The sequence below is a fragment of the Saccharothrix sp. BKS2 genome (assembly GCF_047689505.1).
Lineage (GTDB): Bacteria > Actinomycetota > Actinomycetes > Mycobacteriales > Pseudonocardiaceae > Actinosynnema > Actinosynnema lopnurensis.
Map to the genome: position 1 here is coordinate 126,622 of NZ_JAUQOL010000017.1, position 17,060 is coordinate 143,681.

At 64.3% G+C, this 17,060-nt stretch carries 16 protein-coding genes and 1 pseudogene; 5 read left to right on the top strand and 12 right to left on the bottom strand.

The window, feature by feature from the left end:
- Window position 1: 1 nt before the first annotated feature.
- From Q5530_RS31505 to Q5530_RS31515, 3 genes are all read right to left on the bottom strand, one after another.
- Window positions 2–1,075, bottom strand: coding sequence for an HNH endonuclease (locus Q5530_RS31505; RefSeq protein WP_415366458.1), 1,074 nt, complete (start codon window positions 1,073–1,075; stop codon window positions 2–4).
- A 49-nt stretch (window positions 1,076–1,124) separates the two neighbouring features.
- Entirely contained in the window at window positions 1,125–2,354 is a 1,230-nt protein-coding gene (locus Q5530_RS31510) for a HEPN-associated N-terminal domain-containing protein (protein WP_415366459.1), read from the bottom strand.
- Window positions 2,355–2,428: 74 nt separating this feature from the next.
- Window positions 2,429–3,412 (bottom strand): hypothetical protein, encoded by a 984-nt coding sequence (locus Q5530_RS31515; protein WP_415366460.1) that lies wholly within the window; start codon window positions 3,410–3,412, stop codon window positions 2,429–2,431.
- A gap of 1,907 nt (window positions 3,413–5,319) precedes the next feature.
- Between Q5530_RS31515 and Q5530_RS31520 the strand changes: the two genes are divergently transcribed.
- The 4 genes from Q5530_RS31520 to Q5530_RS31535 all read left to right on the top strand — a co-directional run bounded on the left by Q5530_RS31520 (window position 5,320) and on the right by Q5530_RS31535 (window position 10,439).
- Entirely contained in the window at window positions 5,320–6,726 is a 1,407-nt protein-coding gene (locus Q5530_RS31520) for a 3'-5' exonuclease (protein WP_415366461.1), read from the top strand.
- Entirely contained in the window at window positions 6,723–7,388 is a 666-nt protein-coding gene (locus tag Q5530_RS31525; protein WP_415366462.1) for a DarT ssDNA thymidine ADP-ribosyltransferase family protein, read from the top strand. Before Q5530_RS31520 ends, Q5530_RS31525 begins: the two co-directional genes overlap by 4 nt.
- Window positions 7,385–9,103 (top strand): ADP-ribosylglycohydrolase family protein, encoded by a 1,719-nt coding sequence (locus Q5530_RS31530; RefSeq protein WP_415366463.1) that lies wholly within the window; start codon window positions 7,385–7,387, stop codon window positions 9,101–9,103. The genes Q5530_RS31525 and Q5530_RS31530 overlap by 4 nt, the downstream gene beginning before the upstream one ends.
- A gap of 565 nt (window positions 9,104–9,668) precedes the next feature.
- The gene (locus tag Q5530_RS31535; protein ID WP_415366464.1) at window positions 9,669–10,439 is read left to right on the top strand and encodes a DNA methyltransferase; all 771 of its coding nucleotides are present in this window, start codon (window positions 9,669–9,671) and stop codon (window positions 10,437–10,439) included.
- 23 nt (window positions 10,440–10,462) lie between these two features.
- Here Q5530_RS31535 and Q5530_RS31540 read toward each other — a convergent pair whose 3' ends face one another.
- Both Q5530_RS31540 and Q5530_RS31545 read right to left on the bottom strand, forming a co-directional pair.
- Window positions 10,463–10,762: an integrase core domain-containing protein gene (locus tag Q5530_RS31540; protein ID WP_415366465.1), complete on the bottom strand. Its 300-nt coding sequence runs from the start codon at window positions 10,760–10,762 to the stop codon at window positions 10,463–10,465.
- A gap of 98 nt (window positions 10,763–10,860) precedes the next feature.
- Window positions 10,861–11,406: an integrase core domain-containing protein gene (locus Q5530_RS31545; RefSeq protein WP_415366466.1), complete on the bottom strand. Its 546-nt coding sequence runs from the start codon at window positions 11,404–11,406 to the stop codon at window positions 10,861–10,863.
- A gap of 23 nt (window positions 11,407–11,429) precedes the next feature.
- On the opposite strand from Q5530_RS31545, the gene Q5530_RS31550 reads away from it, so the two are divergent.
- Window positions 11,430–11,567, top strand: coding sequence for a hypothetical protein (locus Q5530_RS31550; protein ID WP_415366467.1), 138 nt, complete (start codon window positions 11,430–11,432; stop codon window positions 11,565–11,567).
- Window positions 11,568–11,889: 322 nt separating this feature from the next.
- Here Q5530_RS31550 and Q5530_RS31555 read toward each other — a convergent pair whose 3' ends face one another.
- The 7 genes and pseudogenes from Q5530_RS31555 to Q5530_RS31585 form a co-directional block, all read right to left on the bottom strand.
- On the bottom strand, window positions 11,890–12,246 hold the full coding sequence (locus Q5530_RS31555; RefSeq protein WP_415366468.1) for a hypothetical protein: 357 nt from the start codon (window positions 12,244–12,246) through the stop codon (window positions 11,890–11,892).
- On the bottom strand, window positions 12,243–12,731 hold the full coding sequence (locus tag Q5530_RS31560) for a hypothetical protein (RefSeq protein WP_415366469.1): 489 nt from the start codon (window positions 12,729–12,731) through the stop codon (window positions 12,243–12,245). The genes Q5530_RS31555 and Q5530_RS31560 overlap by 4 nt, the downstream gene beginning before the upstream one ends.
- Before the next feature lie 457 nt (window positions 12,732–13,188).
- A complete protein-coding gene (locus Q5530_RS31565; protein ID WP_415366470.1) occupies window positions 13,189–13,713 on the bottom strand; it encodes an RICIN domain-containing protein in 525 nt (174 codons plus the stop codon).
- Window positions 13,714–13,833: 120 nt separating this feature from the next.
- Window positions 13,834–15,267: a hypothetical protein gene (locus tag Q5530_RS31570; RefSeq protein WP_415366471.1), complete on the bottom strand. Its 1,434-nt coding sequence runs from the start codon at window positions 15,265–15,267 to the stop codon at window positions 13,834–13,836.
- A gap of 158 nt (window positions 15,268–15,425) precedes the next feature.
- Window positions 15,426–15,692, bottom strand: coding sequence for an integrase core domain-containing protein (locus tag Q5530_RS31575; protein WP_415366472.1), 267 nt, complete (start codon window positions 15,690–15,692; stop codon window positions 15,426–15,428).
- A 425-nt stretch (window positions 15,693–16,117) separates the two neighbouring features.
- Window positions 16,118–16,327, bottom strand: a pseudogene (locus Q5530_RS31580) (transposase); the annotation flags it as partial.
- A gap of 406 nt (window positions 16,328–16,733) precedes the next feature.
- A complete protein-coding gene (locus tag Q5530_RS31585; protein ID WP_415366473.1) occupies window positions 16,734–17,027 on the bottom strand; it encodes a transposase in 294 nt (97 codons plus the stop codon).
- Window positions 17,028–17,060 lie beyond the last annotated feature (33 nt).

Below are 17,060 nucleotides of genomic sequence, written 5' to 3' on the forward strand. Positions count from 1 at the left end.
GTCAGATGGACTCGCGAACCACTAGCAACAGTTGCGAGCCGCGACCAGGGGTGCAGTGATGAGCGCCGTTCTGTGCGGCCGAGCGGGAACTCGCGTCATGCGTCGCAGTGGCGCCGCATGGGCAGCCAGTGGCCGGTGACGCGAGTTCCGCGTCGCAGTAGTCGCATACTGGAATCCCGTTGGTAGGCGAATTTCTATACTGTTCATCGAACAGGGGGCTCGTGTCGTTGTTGTCGCGCAGCCAGTCACTGTACGAGGCTGTGGACCTGGCGTTCATGTCGATCGTGAGTTCGAGTCCGAAGATTGACAACGTGTAGTGCAGGTGGTCGTCGTCGGTGTAAAAGAGGTCCGACTCCCATATCCGTTGCACTATCGATTGATCGGGAAGTTTCCACGAGAGGCAGCAGCTATGGATGCGGCGGGAGCGGTGCGGCCACAAAGGCCCTTCGCCGTAGCGGGCGTACTTCCTGAGTGGTTCCAACGGCACGTCGTCCACCAGGGAGTCGAGGAGCTGCGGTTGAGTCTCTGCTCGGGCGGCAAGTGATTCCACTGCCGCTTTCGCCATGAATCGCGAGACTACGTACTCTGGCCACTCGTCGCGAGCTGCAGGCGCGTTCAGGACTTTCGACCCCGACTTCTTCACTGCTATCAGACCGCTGGGTGATATCTCCACGATCCCGGCGAACGGTAATCTCGGGAAAGTGTGAAGCCGGGCCGGCATGTCCGGCCCGAAAGAAACGTCAAGGGAAGGCACTCTCCCCTTTTTGTTCGGTACTTTTTGATGGTGTCTCAGTGGGAGCACTGTCTCGGACTCCAAGAACGGTTTTTCAATCTTCACGGCGAAGTAGTTGTTGCACTTGTCGCACACCACGCCGCGTGGAAGGGTCTGTGTCGTGTTGCCCAATGCCTGGGGTACCACGTGCTCGACACTGCGTGACCCTGTCGAAGAGTTCTTGCAGAAGATACACCGATCCATCTCTGGCTCCTGCTGATTCGAGAAGATGAAGGGTACCGCTGGATGGCGCGACCAGCGAGTGCGTTTCGTGCGGATCCGGCGGCTGGCGTGCTTGATCACCGCTGGCACGTACAGGCAGGTACCGCTCAAGGTGGAGTTCTCGAAGAAGTCAGGAGGACAGTAGGCGCAACTGCGCGGAGTCCGCGGCGAAACGCAGATACGGCTTGGCTTCCCACACCTCACGAGGTGCGGTGATGTCGTCGACGCAGCCGTCTGGATCGCAGAACAGCACCGTGTTGACCCTGCCGTCCTGGGCTCCGCGGAACAGGATGCCGTCAACCGGAGAGGCTGCGGCGTAGCGCAGATACTCCGTGACGACCTGAGTGGGCACGTACTCGATGTGGAGGTGGTCGTCGGGGACGACGGGCTTGGTTAGGTCGCTGACGAAGCGGTGTAGGAAGATCAGGTCATAGAAGTGGCTGCCGCGGCCCGCCTCGGTGTAAGGGCTGGGCACCGGCGGCAAGTCGACCAGGTCGAGCAGCAGCAGGTCCCGGACGGTCTCGAACGCCCCGATCACCGCGTAGTCGCCGGTGCCGTGGGCACCGATCTCGGCCACGACGGTGTCGGCGCTGTCACTGCCGTAGAACATCGAGATGCCGACAGGGCTGAAGCGGTTGTTCGACGCGCGATGGCGGGGAGCGCTGCCCAACTGCTCGGCATTGGCCAGCCGCAGCAGATCGTCGGGATCCCTAGTCAGACGCCCGCGCCAAAACCTCCGCCCGGCCCGCACGATGCGCCGCAAGCGGTGACGATCGATGATCCGCTCCAGGTGCCGCAGCAGCATCGGAGCGGTGATGTCGTCGGGATGCGGGTCCGGGTCAGCAGTGCTGAGAAAGACGAACCGTGAACGGTGCTTGACCTGGTCGCACAGGCTTTCCCAGCCGTACCTCAAGCGTTCGTCGGTCCGGGTCGGTCCGGAGTCCCCATGCGCCTCGGTCCAAGCGTCCTCGATAATCGCCGCACCGATGGCCTGCACCACCTCGTCGGTGACGTCGCCCTCGCAGACCGCGTAGGCCACCTCGGTCGCGTCGTACACCGAGCCCCCGACGTACACGCCGTCCTCGCTGTCGTAGAGCATGCAGGCGTCCTCGACGGTCAGGTATAGAAACCGCACCGCCAGCATGACCGCATGCATGAGGTCCTCGAAATCAACCGCGATCGGCTCACCGGCATCACCGGAGCGGGCACCGCAGAACGCACACTCGTGCTCGGCGAGCCGAGGCCGCAGCGTCTCCTGCAACGTCGGGTCCAGCACGCAGGCCAAGCACACCGCCTGGCCGTCGACGGCGCCGAAGCCCCGCTCCTCCAGTTCCGCCATATAGCTCTTGACCAGACCCATCACCACATCCAAACAGACCCGCCACCGCCGACCACACCGGAACACGCTTCCGGCGCGGTCAGGTCCGCTGACCATCAGGCCGGTGCAGGCGGAGACAACACGGTCGCCACCAACCTGTCGCGGTAGTCCTCCAGTTCCGCCAGGATCGCCGGATCGCGTAGCGCGACCATGGTCACGAGCACGGTTTCAGCAAGCCAGTATCGCGACGTGGGCATCATACGGGACAGCCACGCCCAGGCCGGATGTGCGCGCAGCTCGTCGACGCCCTCAGGAACCCGTTGCAGCGACTCGGGCATGAGACTGTCCAACTCCGTCGGTCCGATCTCGCGGCGCACAACGGTATGCAGGGCCTGGAGCGTCAAGGCACCGTGGCCCGCCTGGATCATCCCCATCGCCGTCAACGCACGCTTGAACAACGCCAGATCGACCTCGGCCAAGTCGTCGAGCGTGCGGCGCAGCGACATCCGCGGCACCAACAACTCCACTAGGTCCACACCGGCCATCTCCTGCGCACGGACCTCCGCCAACGCCTGTTCGACCTCAACCTCCGGCCTGCCGGTCGCGACCATCATCCCGCGGACAAGGTCTTCCCCCGTCGCACCGTCAACGTCGCCGGCCCAAATGTGCGCGAACGCCGCCGCCGCGTCCTTCCACTCCGGCCGCGTCGGCACGTCCTCGTCGTCGCTGTCGTCGAGCAGACCATTCAGACCCTGACCAAGCCCTGTACCTGCGTTCGCGCGGGCACGGGCGTCACGCCGCTGCCACTGGGCCTCCCCGATGCCCTCCGGTGCGAAACTCCTGGCCAGCCGCCGCATCTGGCGGGCCGCTGCCGCACGCACTACAGCGTCCGGCACCGCGAGCCCTTTGATCACCCGCTCCAGAGGGCCGCCGCCAGGCAGTTTCCTGCCCTGCCGGGTGTTCTTCGCCACCGCCAACAGCAGGGGAAGTGCCTCCGGCAGGACGACGGACACCGTGCCCCGGCCGCGCCCCAGCCCTCTCCGCACATTGCGCGGCACCAGCCCAGCCGCACGCCACCGCTCCAACTGGAAGTACGACACCGGCCACCCTGCGGCGGCGGCAGCAACGAGCAGTTCCCGATCCGCTGCACTCGGTGCGCGCCGTGCCATACCGGCAACTTACAACCCCGCGAAGTTCCTGTCCCGCCGAGAACAGTCCGTCTGGCTGACTTGACCTTGTGTTCACCGTGACTCGACTCAGCCGGCAGTTCACCCATGACGTGCCAGCCACCAGCCACGACCTTGCCCTTATGGTGACCCTGGCAGCCCTAGGAGGTGCGGCGCTCGCCACGGTCGCCGCCTGTGTCATTGCATGGCTTGCCCTACGTGGCAGCCGACCACATCAGCGTCCGGCGGTGTTGAAGGCGCTGGCGGAGGTACTCCTGGCACTGTCGACGGTGCTGCGTCGTGGCAGGCGCCGGTAGCAGGACCCGAAGGGTGCGCGTTCGACTGCATCGCGGACGCTGTGCTTGCCGAGAATGCCGTCCACTCAGGTCAGGCGCTTGCGGGGTATCAAAATCGGCACTGCAGCTCTGACTTGCGAGTTGAAGCGTCACAGCTTCGGCTGGCGATCAAGTGATACTGACATGGCAGTCGTGGGTACGGCCATGCTGTTGCTGGCAAGGAGTCCGCTCACTTGATTCGCGCACAGGCGTTCGACGCCCGCTGTGGTCGACACAGACTCGTTATGGGAGGACGATGGGAGGAAATTGGGAGAAGTCAAGGTGGGACAACAGGATCGAGCTGCGCTCAAGTGCATCCAACGGCACCGTCGCGACCTGCCGATTCGGCGTTTTCGCAGGTCAGATCATGATCCGATCCACCCTGGGGGTCAAGGGGTCGCAGGTTCAAATCCTGTCGTCCCGACGGTCTGAAGAAGCCCGCTCGATCTGGATGAAAGTCCAGGTCAGCGGGCTTTTTCGTGTGCTCGATTCGATCTTGAAGTGACTGTCCATAGTGGTCTGTACTGGTTGGTAACCCGCTGTTTGGGAGGATTTTGGGAGGATCGGGCTGCGCGGGGCGAAATGGGGTCGCGTTGGCTAAAGCGAATCTGTCCTCCGTTCGGGTGTTCTTCCTGGTCGTGTCGGCGCGTGCAACGGTGCTGTCCAGACGGTCTTAGCTGGTGATCTCATGGATCGTGTAGCGCTGGCACCTGGTGCGCTGAGCCGTACTGGTGGTGACAACGCAGGCGGTCCTCGCGGAGGTCGTTTGGGATGGTGGTCCGGTTACGGGACTGGGTTGGGCTGGGCAGGCTCCGCCGGTGAGCCGTAGCGCTCCGAGGTCATGGTCGTGTCGACCGGTGGATGCGAAGGGGTTGGCAGTAGCTGCGCAGGCTCGAATCCCGACGGGAGCGCCAAGGGAAGGGAACAGGACTGACCAGCGGTTTTATACTGGCAGCCTGGTGATGAAGTCATCGTTCGACCTATCCGCGTCCGAGTAGCGGTCTGGGGATGGGTCGCTCGGACTCGTTCCCACCTCGAGCGTTCCCTCTCCATCCGAGTGACCGCAGGACTGCCTCAACCAGCCAGGAAGGCAGGGAGCTGCGGGAGTGCCCTGCGGAGAGGTCTTGCCGGAGCCATCTAGGCTCTGTGGGGTACGCGGCCCTCCACCGCTCCCGCTGGTCGGCCACATCATCGCGCAGAGCGACAACCGCCGTCTCTCGGACGGTGTGCGCCGATGAGGCGTCGTAGGTCGCATCCGGTTGTCGAGCGAGTCGTCTGGTTTTCGGCCGTTGAGTTTGTCGCGCCGAGTGCTACAGCAGGGCCGGACGAGAGGACGACACCGGCCAGGTGGCTGGCGCCAGCCAGGTCTTCGCACAGGTTCGTCGCAACCCGGTCTACGCGCTCGGTCCAATCCAGCGTGGCGTACTCCGAGAACTGGAAGCCAAGGGGTAGAGTAGGCAGCATGTGAGTCCGGTGCACCGGACCCCGATCTCTGCGGAGTGCCCCATGCGCATCCTGCAACCCGTTGAACCGACGGCTGAGCAGTTGACTGTCTTGCGCCACACCAAGCCTGGTGTTGCTTTGATCAAGGGTGCCGCCGGTAGCGGCAAAACCACCACCGCTCTATACCGGCTGAAGCTTCTCTGTGGTCAGTGGCTTGCGCGCAGGCGGCGACTCGGGTTGGAAGCCCCGGTCCGGGTGCTGGTCATGACCTACAACCGCACACTCGAAGGTTACATCGCGGAGCTGGCCCGCCAACAGGTTCAGGGCGACGAGCACCTTGAGTTGACCGTGACGACCTTCAGCAAGTGGGCCTTGGGCTTGCTGCCTGTTCAGCCGCAGACCCTTGACTTCGAAGACGTCGGAACCATGCTCAGGCGTCTCGCGAGGGAGCTTCCCGGCAACCCGGACTTCTGGGCTGAGGAGGTCGACTATCTGCTCGGCCGTTTCCCGAGCGACCACCTGGACAGCTACCTCACCGTCCGGCGCGAGGGTCGGGGCACGAGTCCTCGGGTCGATCACGCACTGCGCCAGCGGCTGCTGGAGGAGGTCGTTCTCCCATACCAGGAGGCGAAACGGTCCTCCAGCACCATGGACTGGAACGATGTTGCACTTGCGGCTGGTGCGGTGACCGGCATGCCTCCGTGGGACGTGGTGATCATCGACGAGGCCCAAGACTTCTCCGCCAACCAGATCCGCTCCGTTCTCACGCACCTGGCTGAGCCTCACTCGATGACGTTCGTCATGGACGCTGCACAGCGGATCTACCCCAGGTTCTTTACCTGGAACGAGGTCGGGATCACCATCCCGTCCGCAAGTAACACCACGCTGAAGGTCAACTACCGCAACACGCGCCAGATCGCAGCCTTCGCGCAGCCGTTGGTGGAAGGCCTGCCGCTCGACGGGGATGGGCAGATTCCGGACTTCACGTCATGCACCACCGATGGCCCGCTGCCGACGGTGGTCGCGGGTACCTACAGCGCGCAGATGGACTACATCCTGGGCTCGTTGAGTCAGACCGTTGACTTCGCCAACGAGTCGGTGGTGTTCCTGCAGCCCTTCGGTGGACGCTGGTTCGACTACCTTCGCGAGCGGCTTGAGCGAGTAAAGATTCCATACGTGCAGCTCACTCGGAAGAGCAGTTGGCCCACGGGCTCCGAGGCGATCGCGTTGTGCACCTTGCACTCCGCGAAGGGCCTGGAATTCGATCACGTTGTGCTGCCTGGGCTCAACCAACAGGTGACCCCGCACGGCGACGAGCCGGGCGATGTATACCTCGACCGACTTCGACGCCTGATCGCGATGGGTGTCGGGCGAGCACGCAAGTCGGTCCACATCGGATTCAAGCCGAACGACCCCTCCCGCGTCTTGAGCTTGCTCAAGCCTGATACCTACACGTTGGTGACCCCGTGACCGGATTTCTCCATGCATCGCAGAATGGGGACGTTGTCGCCGCGGCCCGCGCTCGAGGCGTCACCGACGTCCTTCACTTCACCACTAACCACGGGCTATTGGGCATCGCGGCAAGTGCAGCTGTCTTGTGCCGAGATGAGCTCGATGAGGACAAATACCTCGAACACATCTACACACCCAACTGCGCCACGCGGTCAAGGGACGCGCAGTGGACCGGCTACATCAACTTGTCCATCACTGAGATCAACGGCCATATGTTCGGTAGCTCGGAGCGATGGCATCCGGAGGATGGCCTGTGGTGGACGATCTTGGCGTTTGACGTGGAGATCCTCGGGCACCCCGACGTACAGTTTGTCACGACGAACAACGTCTACCCGTGCGCTGAGCGTGCACCTGGCGTGGAGGGCTTCGAGGCGGTGTTCAAGCCTTCGGTCGAATGGGGCAAGTACGGAAGTCGTAAGGTTCGCCTGGGGTCAACACCGAACAACGTCCCCACTGACCCGCAAGCCGAGGTCCTGTATCCAGGTCGTATCTCGCTCGACTGGCTACGCGCCATCTATCTCCGCGAGGAAGAACACACCGACTACGTGGCTAGCCTGTCGGGAATCTTCACCGGCATGCCCGACGTCCCGGTGCTGCACAAGCCGGAGGTGTTCAGGTGACCTCGGCTACGTCACAGCACCATGATCGAGTCGTCTCCTCGCAGTTGTGGGCGGCCTGGGCCGACGCGCTCGGATTCATCAGTGAACTCACCGACGAGGCGGGACTCCGACGCCGAATCGGCAACCGAGACCTCACCGAACCCCTGGCATGGAAACGCCGGGTGGGCGGAAGGTTCGGCGTCATCGCGGACTTGCCTGCTGGTACCTACTCTGACGATACACAACTCCGGCTCGCTACCGGCAGAGCCATATCCGCACAAGGCTTCGACGTGGAGGCTTTCGCCGCGGTCGAGTTGACGAACTGGCCCGCCTACGCCTTGGGTGGCGGCCGAGCTAGCAAGGCCGCCGCCGCCAACATGACGAAGGCCGGTAATCCTTGGTTCGGCAACTTCTTCAAGGGCTGGACCGAAGCGGGCGGCAACGGAGCCGCCATGCGTGTCCAACCACACGTCTGGGCGGCCAGGAACTCCGATGAGCCCAGTAGTTTTGTCCGCGCAGTCTTGGCTAATGCCATCACAACCCACGGCCACCCTCGTGCCCTCCTTGGCGCTGTTTTGCATGCCGTAGTCCTCGGTGAGGCGTTGCGCGACGATCATGCTCCAGTGCCAGGATCCTGGTCGGAGATGCTCGAAATCGCGCATGACGCGATCATCGGCTTCGAGGCAGAAGATGCTGTGGCTGGAGTGTGGCTTCCCGCCTGGGAACGTGAGACAGGCCAACGATTCCGCAGTGTGTGGGAAGAGAGCACCAACGAGTGCCGCGACCTGCTGACGGCTGCAAAGCTGTTGGTGACGGATCTACGCGCAACGCGCTCACAAGTCGACCGAGACAACGTCTATGAGAAGTATCTGGACGCACTCGGGCTACGCAACGAGGTGACACGTGGAAGCGGCACCGGAACAGTGATCGCGGCTCTCGCGCTGGCAGCAGGGTGTCCGAAACACCCGGCCCACAGCGCGATGACAGCAGCACGCGCTGTGGGGACCGACACCGACACTATCGCGACCATGGCCGCGGCGATCGCAGCCGCAGCCAACCCGGTCGAACTCCCAAAACCATTGCAAGATATGGATTACCTCACAGCAGAAGCCCTGCGCTTGGCTGATGTGGCCGCAGGCGGTGAACCTGACCGGTTTGCTTACCCGGATCTGCTCGCGTGGAGCCCGCCGCGAAGCCAGCTCGACGTGGTTGGTCTAGCTGGCGAACCAGCCATCGCTGGACTCGGAACCCTAACTCCGGTTTCTTATGCCGAGGTGTACCAATCGAGGGACGCCCAGTGGGCCTGGATGAGAGCCGACTTCGGTCAGACCCTTCTCCTAAAGCGGCGTGAGGTCCTACGCGAGCTTCCGCCTGGCAACGCACCAGCGCGTGCGCGAAGCGCAGCTCTTGCGATAGCAGAACGGCAACATGCGCAGGTCGAGCAAATGCTCATCCAGCAGAGAAGCTCGTGCAACACTGCGTCAGTGAGCGATTCGACTATTACTATCCACGACAATGGGCCTGGTATGACCGCAGATGAGCTAGTGCGCGAGATCTCACGGCCAGCCGGGTCATCGATTATCGACATCGACGTGATCCTGGATTGGGTACGTCGCAACAACTTCAGCGACCGTGCGGTCGGATACGCAGTTAACCGAGTTGCCGCTGACGGAACGCTTGAACAACTTGTGGCATTGACCGTCGCATTGCGGAATGTGAGCCGCGACAGGGGCTGATCCGCTGGGGTGTGCTTTCGGTACTCAATCGGTCTGTCCTCACGGTTGGTGGCCGTCGTACGACGTGCGCGGCCACCAACCTTCGGTTCTAAGCCGCCATCGCCTCATTCATCCGCTGGCGGAACGCCCAAGCCCAACCCAAGACTGGCTTCGCCACCGACTTCCCATCCGCACCTGGACCCGTTACCCGACCAAGGCCGCGTCACACGCCACTAGGTGTCGGTCAGGGACTTGAGTGCGAGATCCCGAGGGTCTCGCGCAGCCTGGCCAGCTTCTCGGCGACCTGCAGCACGGTGCCGACCCGGGAAGTGTGGGAAGGCCATGGCGCCCGCGATGTGGAGCCTGCCGGCCACCGCGAACGGGATAGGCAGTCAGCCCATCGCTCGGCCCGATCGGCTGGTCAGCGGCCACACCGACCGTCTCAGCGTCATGGGACGAGATTCGGCACGTGTGTCACCTCGCCGCTCGGCAACGAGGTGGTGCCGCCATGGGCGGTCGCCGAGACTGTCGGAGGGGGTCGCTACTCTTTGATAGCAGGACAGAGAAGATCACGAGAGGGGCGCCCGTGGCGCGATCGGGCAGGCTGACGCTGTCGTGGGTAGGCAAGGACGAAGCCCTGTTGGGTACGCCTGAAGGGGGATACGAGTGGGTCGACCGCGACGATCCCCGTGTTACCGAGGTGCGTCTGCTCCGTCACCTCGCGACCGTGGGAGAGGTCAATAAGCCCAGCCGCGCGAACGAGGACAACCTTCTCATCGTTGGTGACTCCTACGACGCAGTTCACGTGCTGACTCGTGTCCCCGAGTACGCCGAGCACTACCTGGGCAAGGTCAAGCTCGTCTACATTGATCCGCCGTTCAACACCGGGCAAGCCTTCGCCCAGTACGACGACGCGCTGGAACACTCCGTGTGGCTGACGATGATGCGCGACCGACTCCTGCTCATCCGCGATCTACTCGCGCCGGATGGGGCGGTGTGGGTGCACCTCGACGACGCCGAGATGCCCTACTGCCGAGTCCTCATGGACGAGATATTCGGCCGAGGGAACTTTATCGCCACGGTCGTCTGGAAAAAGATCCATGCACGCAATAACAGCGCACAGCACTTCAGTGCGGACCACGACTACTTGTTGGTCTATGCCAAGGACAAGTCCGAGCTTCGTGTCAACCGTGTCGCTCGCACCAGTGCCAGCGACGGGGACTTCTGGAACCCCGACGATGACCCTGTGCTTGCCGAAAACGTCGTCCGTGCAGGTCAGGCGGCGTGGTGGTGCTCATTGAGGATGCCGCCCGGTCGTTGCCGTCGGCGAATGTCGAGTCTGGTGACGGTCGCTTGACCGGCGGTCGGTTGTGGCAGTGGTCATAGCGGTCGAGCGTTGGCCATGCCCTGGTGGGGTCGGTGGGTGTTGTAGAAGTGCTCGTATTCGCGCAGGGCATGGAGTAGGTGCTGTTGGTTCCAGATGAGCGTGCGGTCGAGGAGCTCGCGTCGGCAGCTGCGGATGCAGCGCTCCATGATCGTGTTCATGCGCGGGAGACGGACTCCGCTGAAGACGACCTGGAGGCCCGCGTCGGTGAGGACGGAGTCGAACAGGGTGGGGAACTTTCCGTCCCGGTCGCGGATCAGGAATCGTGCGGTGCTGCCCGCGTCCTCGAGGTCCATGGCGAGGTTTCTGGCGGTTTGGGTGACCCAGGATGCGGTGGGGTGTGCGGTGGCGCCCTGTGGGGTGCCAAAAGTCGGCCACATGGCCTGACCTGCGGTTAGGCTGCTATGGGTGCGTACCCGTTGATCAGGCCGCCGAGGACTGGTCGGCGGCGTATCGAGGTGCAGCGCGGCTCTGCGGTCGGCTGGTCTGACCGTGGTGGCGCGAGTTGCAGTGCTTGGTGTGGTCGGCGGTGGTTGTAGTGGGTCGCGTACCGGTCGAGCACTGATCTCAGGTGGTGTTCGTTGATGATGAGCAGTCGGTCGGTGGCTTCGCGTCTTACGGCGCCGACGAACCGTGTGCCGCTCGACAAGTCATCGCTGCTGGTCAAGTGACGTGTCCGTACTCGTTGATCAGACCGTCGAGGATGCGGGTGGGGACAGGGTCGTGGTCGTGTTCCCGACGTCTCGGATGGCTGGCCGGGAACCTTGTCCGTCGGTGGCCCGTTGGTGGGGTAGCGGGCTTCCCCCGGTGGTCGCGGTGGGGAGCAGCGGTCTCTGATTGGCGCGGGTTGAGGTGTCTCCCTGCCGAGTGCTGTCTCCACTGGCGAATCGCCACTGTCTCCGCGTGGTTCCCGACTTCGCTTGAAGTTTTGAGGGGCCATCTGAGCAGGGACGGGAGTCCGGTATGCCTTTGGAACTGTTAGTCGTGATCATCTCCGCCGGTGCGGGCGTTGTTGCTGCGGTGATCAACGCCGTGGGCAGGATCGTCGCAGCCCGGCTGGCGCGGTTCAGGCGGGAGGCCGAGGCGGTCTCGGAGGAGTGAACGATGAGGGGCGGGGTGGGTCGCTGGGCCGGCCCCGCCTACCGAACGTGGTTTCGGGCGGGCCGATCGAGATCCGCAACAAGCTGTCAGTTCGCCGTCCGTGGGATCTCCGGCTGTTAAGCCATCGCACCAGCGGGTCTACCAGAGTGCGAAGGTGACGTGGCGGCTCTGACCTGCGGCTTCAAGAGTCATGGCTACGCCCTGACGGTCAAGTTGCGTCGGTGGCACAACTGTCGCGGCTACAGCAGTGCCGCTGTCTATGGACGCGCTGGTCACTTGATTCACGCTCAACTGCGCGATGTCCGTGTGCGACGTTTGAGTTCTACTCGGTGGCTTTGGGATGGGCACCTGCGTACTGGACCCATACGGTGTGCTTGTCGGTGTCTAGCAGGTACCAGATGCGGTCGCCGCCGGTGACCTCGATCTGCCAGCGGGGCAGGGGTTTCCCGTTGTGCGTGCCGTGGGCGAGGCTGCCTTTGAGTTGGTGGTGGCGGTTGGTCGGCTTGCCGGGCCCCTGGCCCGGGTCGTTGCGCATGGTCTCCCAGGCTTGACGCAGGTTGCCCGATGCTCGGGTTTCGAGGTCCTGCCACCCCTTGACCGCCTCGTTGGTGCAGTAGCGGATGCGCCACTCGCCGTCGACGGCCGGCGGGGCGACCGGGTCGCCTTTCTTCGGACTCACGCGGTGGCTGCTCCCGGTGCGGGGACGTCACCGAGGTCTTCGCCGTCCTGGCGGAGGATCGCGAGGAGGCGTGGGTCGGCGTGGACTTCGGCGGTGTGCTGCCACTGGGTGATGAGTTGCGTGACCGGGGCGGGGGTGCCCAGCGAGTCGGCGGCTTGCAGGGTGTCGACTAGTTCGACGACGAAGGCCTGCATGTCCTCGCGGGGCAGGAACCGCACCCAGGGGAACGCCGTGGGCATCACGTCGGTTACCAGGTCTCGGACGCTGTCGCTGTGCTGCATCAGTGCCACGAAGAGGGCGGTGGTGGTCGAGACGACCTCGCGGACCTCCTGTGCCCGGCTGGCCGTGGTGAGGACCAGGTCCTCCTCGTCGCCGCGGCGGTGCACGAGCAGCGTCCGGCTCGGCGACTCCTGGAGCTTGCGGACGGAGTCGGCCGGCTTGTTCGACAGATCGCTGAAGTTGATCTCTGACGCAGCCGTGGACATAGTTGCAAGGTATCTTAAAACTCGTCGAGGTGCCAGGTTGTTCCGTCCGTGACTGCCGAAGCGACCGTCACGGCTCTGACCTGCGGCAGCGCGGCCCTCGTTGATCGGGTTCGCTGGTGCGGTAGCCGCTGGCACTACGGCGTGGCGGCGGCGGTGGAGGTCGGTCGCTCGATGGGTGCACAAGTGTTCGATGTTCGCCGCGGTCGACATGAGCTCGCCGTGGGAGGAAGGTGGGAGGAAATTGGGAGAATTCAAGATGAATGAACGGGGGTGAACTGTGTTGAGGTGCGCTCAACTGCACTGCCGGGACCTGCGGATTCAATATTCTTGCAGGTCAGAAAAAGATCTGGGCAATTCTGGGGGAGGAGTCCGCAACATATCGGTTGGTCAAGTGGTCGTCTCTTCAGGCTCGACTGAAGGCGACTGGCGGTGTGCTTTGTGACTATATCGCTTGGGGTCAGCTCATCGGTAGTCGGCAGATGATCCACTGTTGCCAGGCTTTCCAATGGGTGCTCCATAGGTGTGGTGAGGCAAGTCGTTCGGGTTGTTGGGTTGCGTCGAGGGCGTGTGGTGAGACAGCGCTTTCGATCAGGAAGGCTGAGCCGTCGTCAGTGGGGTGGAGGCGCCAGCGCTGTTCGTTACTTGAGTTGGGACGCCGTAGGTGTACCGGACTCCAGTCCTCGGGTCTGCGTGGTGCGCTCAGCGCCAGATCGCCTGTCGCGCTGGTGATGGTGAAGGTGCCGCGTCCGGCGGGTTTGATCCGCCAGTGCTGCCAGGGCAGGCCGTGCGTGCCGTAGAAGACGGGGCTGCTGCCTTCATGTGGTTCCTGGGTGGAGTCCAGTGCCAGGCCTGACTGGCGTTCGATGATCAGGCAGGGTCCCGAGTGCAGCGGGCCGCGGCGCAGCCTCTGACGGATCGCGGCGACCTCGGACGAGGTGAAGTCGACCTTGAAGATGCCGGTGTTGATGCCGAAATCCGCCATGTGTTCGTGACCTCGATCCAGTCGGGACTTGTCTTGGAGATCGCCGAGCGTGGATTCGTATTACAGCCGGCCGTGATACGCACTGGCCTGCCTGCTGCCGTTACTGGTGTGGGAGGCGCTTCAACGCAGGTAGTGGTCTGCGCGGGGCAGGAAGGGAGCGAGGGCCTCGAGGGTGGGTTCTGGGTCTGCTGGCATGGCGATGGGATGGTTGAGCGGGTTGGTGCGGTGGGCGTAGTCACGGGCCCAGTTCAGCCATTCGCGTGCGGCCGTGGCTTGGTCGAGGTCGTCGAGGGTGTCGATGCGGGCCTGCATGGCGTCGAGGTAGACATCGAGCTGGCGGGCGCGGGTCCAGGCATCGAGCTGTTTGTGCAGCGTGTCGGCGCGATGGCTCTCGACGAGCATGACCTTGGCGCGTGCGAGGCGTTGTTGTCGTTGAATCTCCTGCAGGTGGCGGCGTTCCTGTTCTTCCTGTTCGGCGCGGTGGGCGCCGTCGGCGCGGTGTTCGAGTTCGCGGAGTATTTCGGGCAGGTGGTCGTCGAGATGGATACCGGTGCCGTCGGACCAGGCGGAGCGGTAGTATTCGTGCCGACCGGGGATCTCGATGCGTAGTCGGTGGCTGGGCGTGTAGTCGTATTTGGGGATGTAGCTGGTGTTGGGCCAACGTCGCTTGTCGGCGAGTTCCTTGGCGGTTGGGACGTGGTCGGCGCGGTCGTTGAGTTGGGTGATCCGCAACCGCACCTGGTGGCCGTGGATGTGGAAGACGAGCTGGTGGACGTCGTCGCGGCGCCGGTAGCCGTCGTCGGTGACCGCCTTGACCTTGTGACCGCGTTCCTGCGCCGTGGCGGCCAGCGCGTGCAGTAGTCGCAACGCGCGGGCACGGGCCAGCCCGACCACGGGTAACGCCCGCTCGGAGTCGCGGAGGGCCACGATGGCAGGGTGCGGGTTCCTTAGCCGCTCGGGGACCTGGACCGGCGCGACGGGCGGTGCCATCCAGTCCGGCAGATCGACGATCGACAGAATCCTGTGCTTCCATCCATTGTGGCGGACGAGGAGTTGCTTGCCTGCGGGGAGTCGGTAGCCGCGCCGGATGGCGTTGGCCTTCGCGGTGAAACTGCGGTCGTCGCCCTCATTGCGGATGTCGACGGCGAGCGTGCCGCCCGCGGCGAGGACGGCGGCGACGAGTTCGTCCGCCGCCGACTGACTGGGCGTCGGTGTCGTGACCGCGGCCTTGCCGGTCGCCGCGGTCTTCTTCGTCGACGCCGGTGTGGACGTTGCGCTGGCGGTGAGACGGGTTCGCGGTTTCACCACTGGGGCGGGAAGAGGAGCGCCTGGTGACGGGTACGAGCCGTGGTCGAGGTAGTAGCGGCCGGCGGGGGTCAGGGTCGCGTGCCACCTACCGTCCAGCCGGTTGACCGACAGCAGACGGCGCGCCTGCAGCGCCCTTGCCGAGACCTTGTGCTGCTGCCCCGGCCACACGCCGTCGGGACACCCGTCCGCGACCCAACCCAGGACCTCGACCTGATGCGGGTTCAGCGGCTTATCCGCTCGCGCCATCGGACAGTTCTACAGCACAGCACCGTCATGGAAGACCCGATCCGGCGGGCCGCACCCCGCCTGCCGGTGTACACCGCGTGTCTCGGCGGCTTGCCGTCCCACTGGAGTCACCTGATCGTGTGGGGTGCCAATAGCCGGCCACGTGGTCTGATCTGCGTTTATGCTGCTATGGGTTCGTACTCGTTGATCAGGCCGCCGAGGACTGGTCGGCGACGTATCGACGTGCAGTTCGGCGCTACTGGCGGCCTGTCGGGTCGTGGTGGGGCGAGTTGGAGTGCTTGGTGTGGTCGGCGGTGGTTGTAGTGGGCCGCGTAGCGGTCCAGCACCGTCCGTAGGTGGTGTTCGTTGAGGGTGAGCAGGTGGTCGGTGGCTCGCGTCGGACGGTGCCGACGAACCGTTCGGAGTGGGCGTTGGCTCGCGGGCACCGTGGTGGGATCTTCGTAACCTGGATGCCTGTGCCGGAGAGGACCGCGTCGAACGAGGCGGTGAACTGGCCGGCCCGGTCACGGACGAGGAACCGGAAGCCGTCAGTCCGGTCGCCGAGGTCCATCACCAGGTTGCGGGCTTGTTGGGCGGTCCATGCCCCGTCGGGGTTGGTGGTGGTGCCGAGGATGTGGACGTAGCGGTTGGCGACTTCCATCACGAAGAACATGTAGACGCGTTTGAGGGTGAGGGCGCAGTCGACGTGGAAGAAGTCGCAGGCCAACATGCCGGATGCCTGGGCGCGCAGGAACCGTCGCCAGGAGGTGTCGGTGTCGCGCCGGGGAGCGGGTGGAATCCGCAGGCGCTTGAGCACGCGGCGAACCGTTGACGCGGCTACTCGGTGTCCGAGCTTGAGCAGTTCGCCCTGGATCCGGCGGTAGCCCCAGCCGGTGTTCTCCCGCGCCATGCGCTCGATCAGCGCCACGATGGTGTCGTCGACCGGTGGTCGGCCGGTGCGACTGGGATAGGTCCACTTCTTCGCGACCAGGCGCCGGTGCCAGCGCAGGATGGTTCCCGGTGTCACCAACCGGTGCTCACTCAACAGCCAGGGGAGTCGGCGAACCAGCGCGGCGAGCATCGCGCGGTCGGCCCAGTCCCACCGCGGGCGGGGGTTGGTCCGGCGCAGCACGGCGACCTCGTGCCGCAGTACCAGCAGTTCGACGTCCTTGGCCGCTGAGGGCCGGCCGAGCAGGACCAGCCAGTTACCGAGTCGGACGAAGATGAGGTAGAGCAGTCGTAACGCCACAACTTCACGATCATGCCCTCGAGGTCCAGCGTGCGCGATCGTCGCAGCTCAGCATCCCAGTGCAGAGTTCTGACACCCCACAGGATCCGTTCGGTCAACTCCTCCCGGCGCAGCGCCCGTGCCGACAGCGGGCGTGTCGCCCAGTCGTAGAAGCCCGATCGGAACACCCGCAACAACCGGCACATCATGGACACGGTGAAGTGGGCCTTCTCCGCGGCGATGAACGCGTACCGTTCGCTCACCGTTGCTCGCGCGCAAAGAAGGCCGCGGCTTTTTTCAGGAAGGCGTTCTCCTGCTCCAACTCCCGGACACGCCGCTCCAGCTCCGCGGTACGAGCCCGGTCGATCGCCCCGGCTGCCTCGTCGCTGCAGCCGGCATTCTTTTTCCTCTCCGTGACCACCCAGTTGCGGACGGTCTCGGCGACCAGGCCGAAATCACGGGCCACCTCGGCATAGGTACGCCCGCCTTCGATCACGGCCGCGACCACTTCGGCCCGCAACTCCGGCGAATACTTCCCCGACTTCCCTGCCACGCAACCGATCCCTTCCGAACTTCCCTCAGCCTA

Bases quoted from the DNA above. Each gene is read 5' to 3' on its own strand.
- Q5530_RS31510 (WP_415366459.1), bottom strand. From the start codon at position 2,354: ATGGGTCTGGTCAAGAGCTATATGGCGGAACTGGAGGAGCGGGGCTTC.
- Q5530_RS31520 (WP_415366461.1), top strand. From the start codon at position 5,320: ATGCGCATCCTGCAACCCGTTGAACCGACGGCTGAGCAGTTGACTGTC.
- Q5530_RS31540 (WP_415366465.1), bottom strand. From the start codon at position 10,762: ATGGACCTCGAGGACGCGGGCAGCACCGCACGATTCCTGATCCGCGAC.
- Q5530_RS31545 (WP_415366466.1), bottom strand. From the start codon at position 11,406: ATGGCCCCTCAAAACTTCAAGCGAAGTCGGGAACCACGCGGAGACAGT.
- Q5530_RS31550 (WP_415366467.1), top strand. From the start codon at position 11,430: ATGCCTTTGGAACTGTTAGTCGTGATCATCTCCGCCGGTGCGGGCGTT.
- Q5530_RS31560 (WP_415366469.1), bottom strand. From the start codon at position 12,731: ATGTCCACGGCTGCGTCAGAGATCAACTTCAGCGATCTGTCGAACAAG.
- Q5530_RS31565 (WP_415366470.1), bottom strand. From the start codon at position 13,713: ATGGCGGATTTCGGCATCAACACCGGCATCTTCAAGGTCGACTTCACC.
- Q5530_RS31570 (WP_415366471.1), bottom strand. From the start codon at position 15,267: ATGGCGCGAGCGGATAAGCCGCTGAACCCGCATCAGGTCGAGGTCCTG.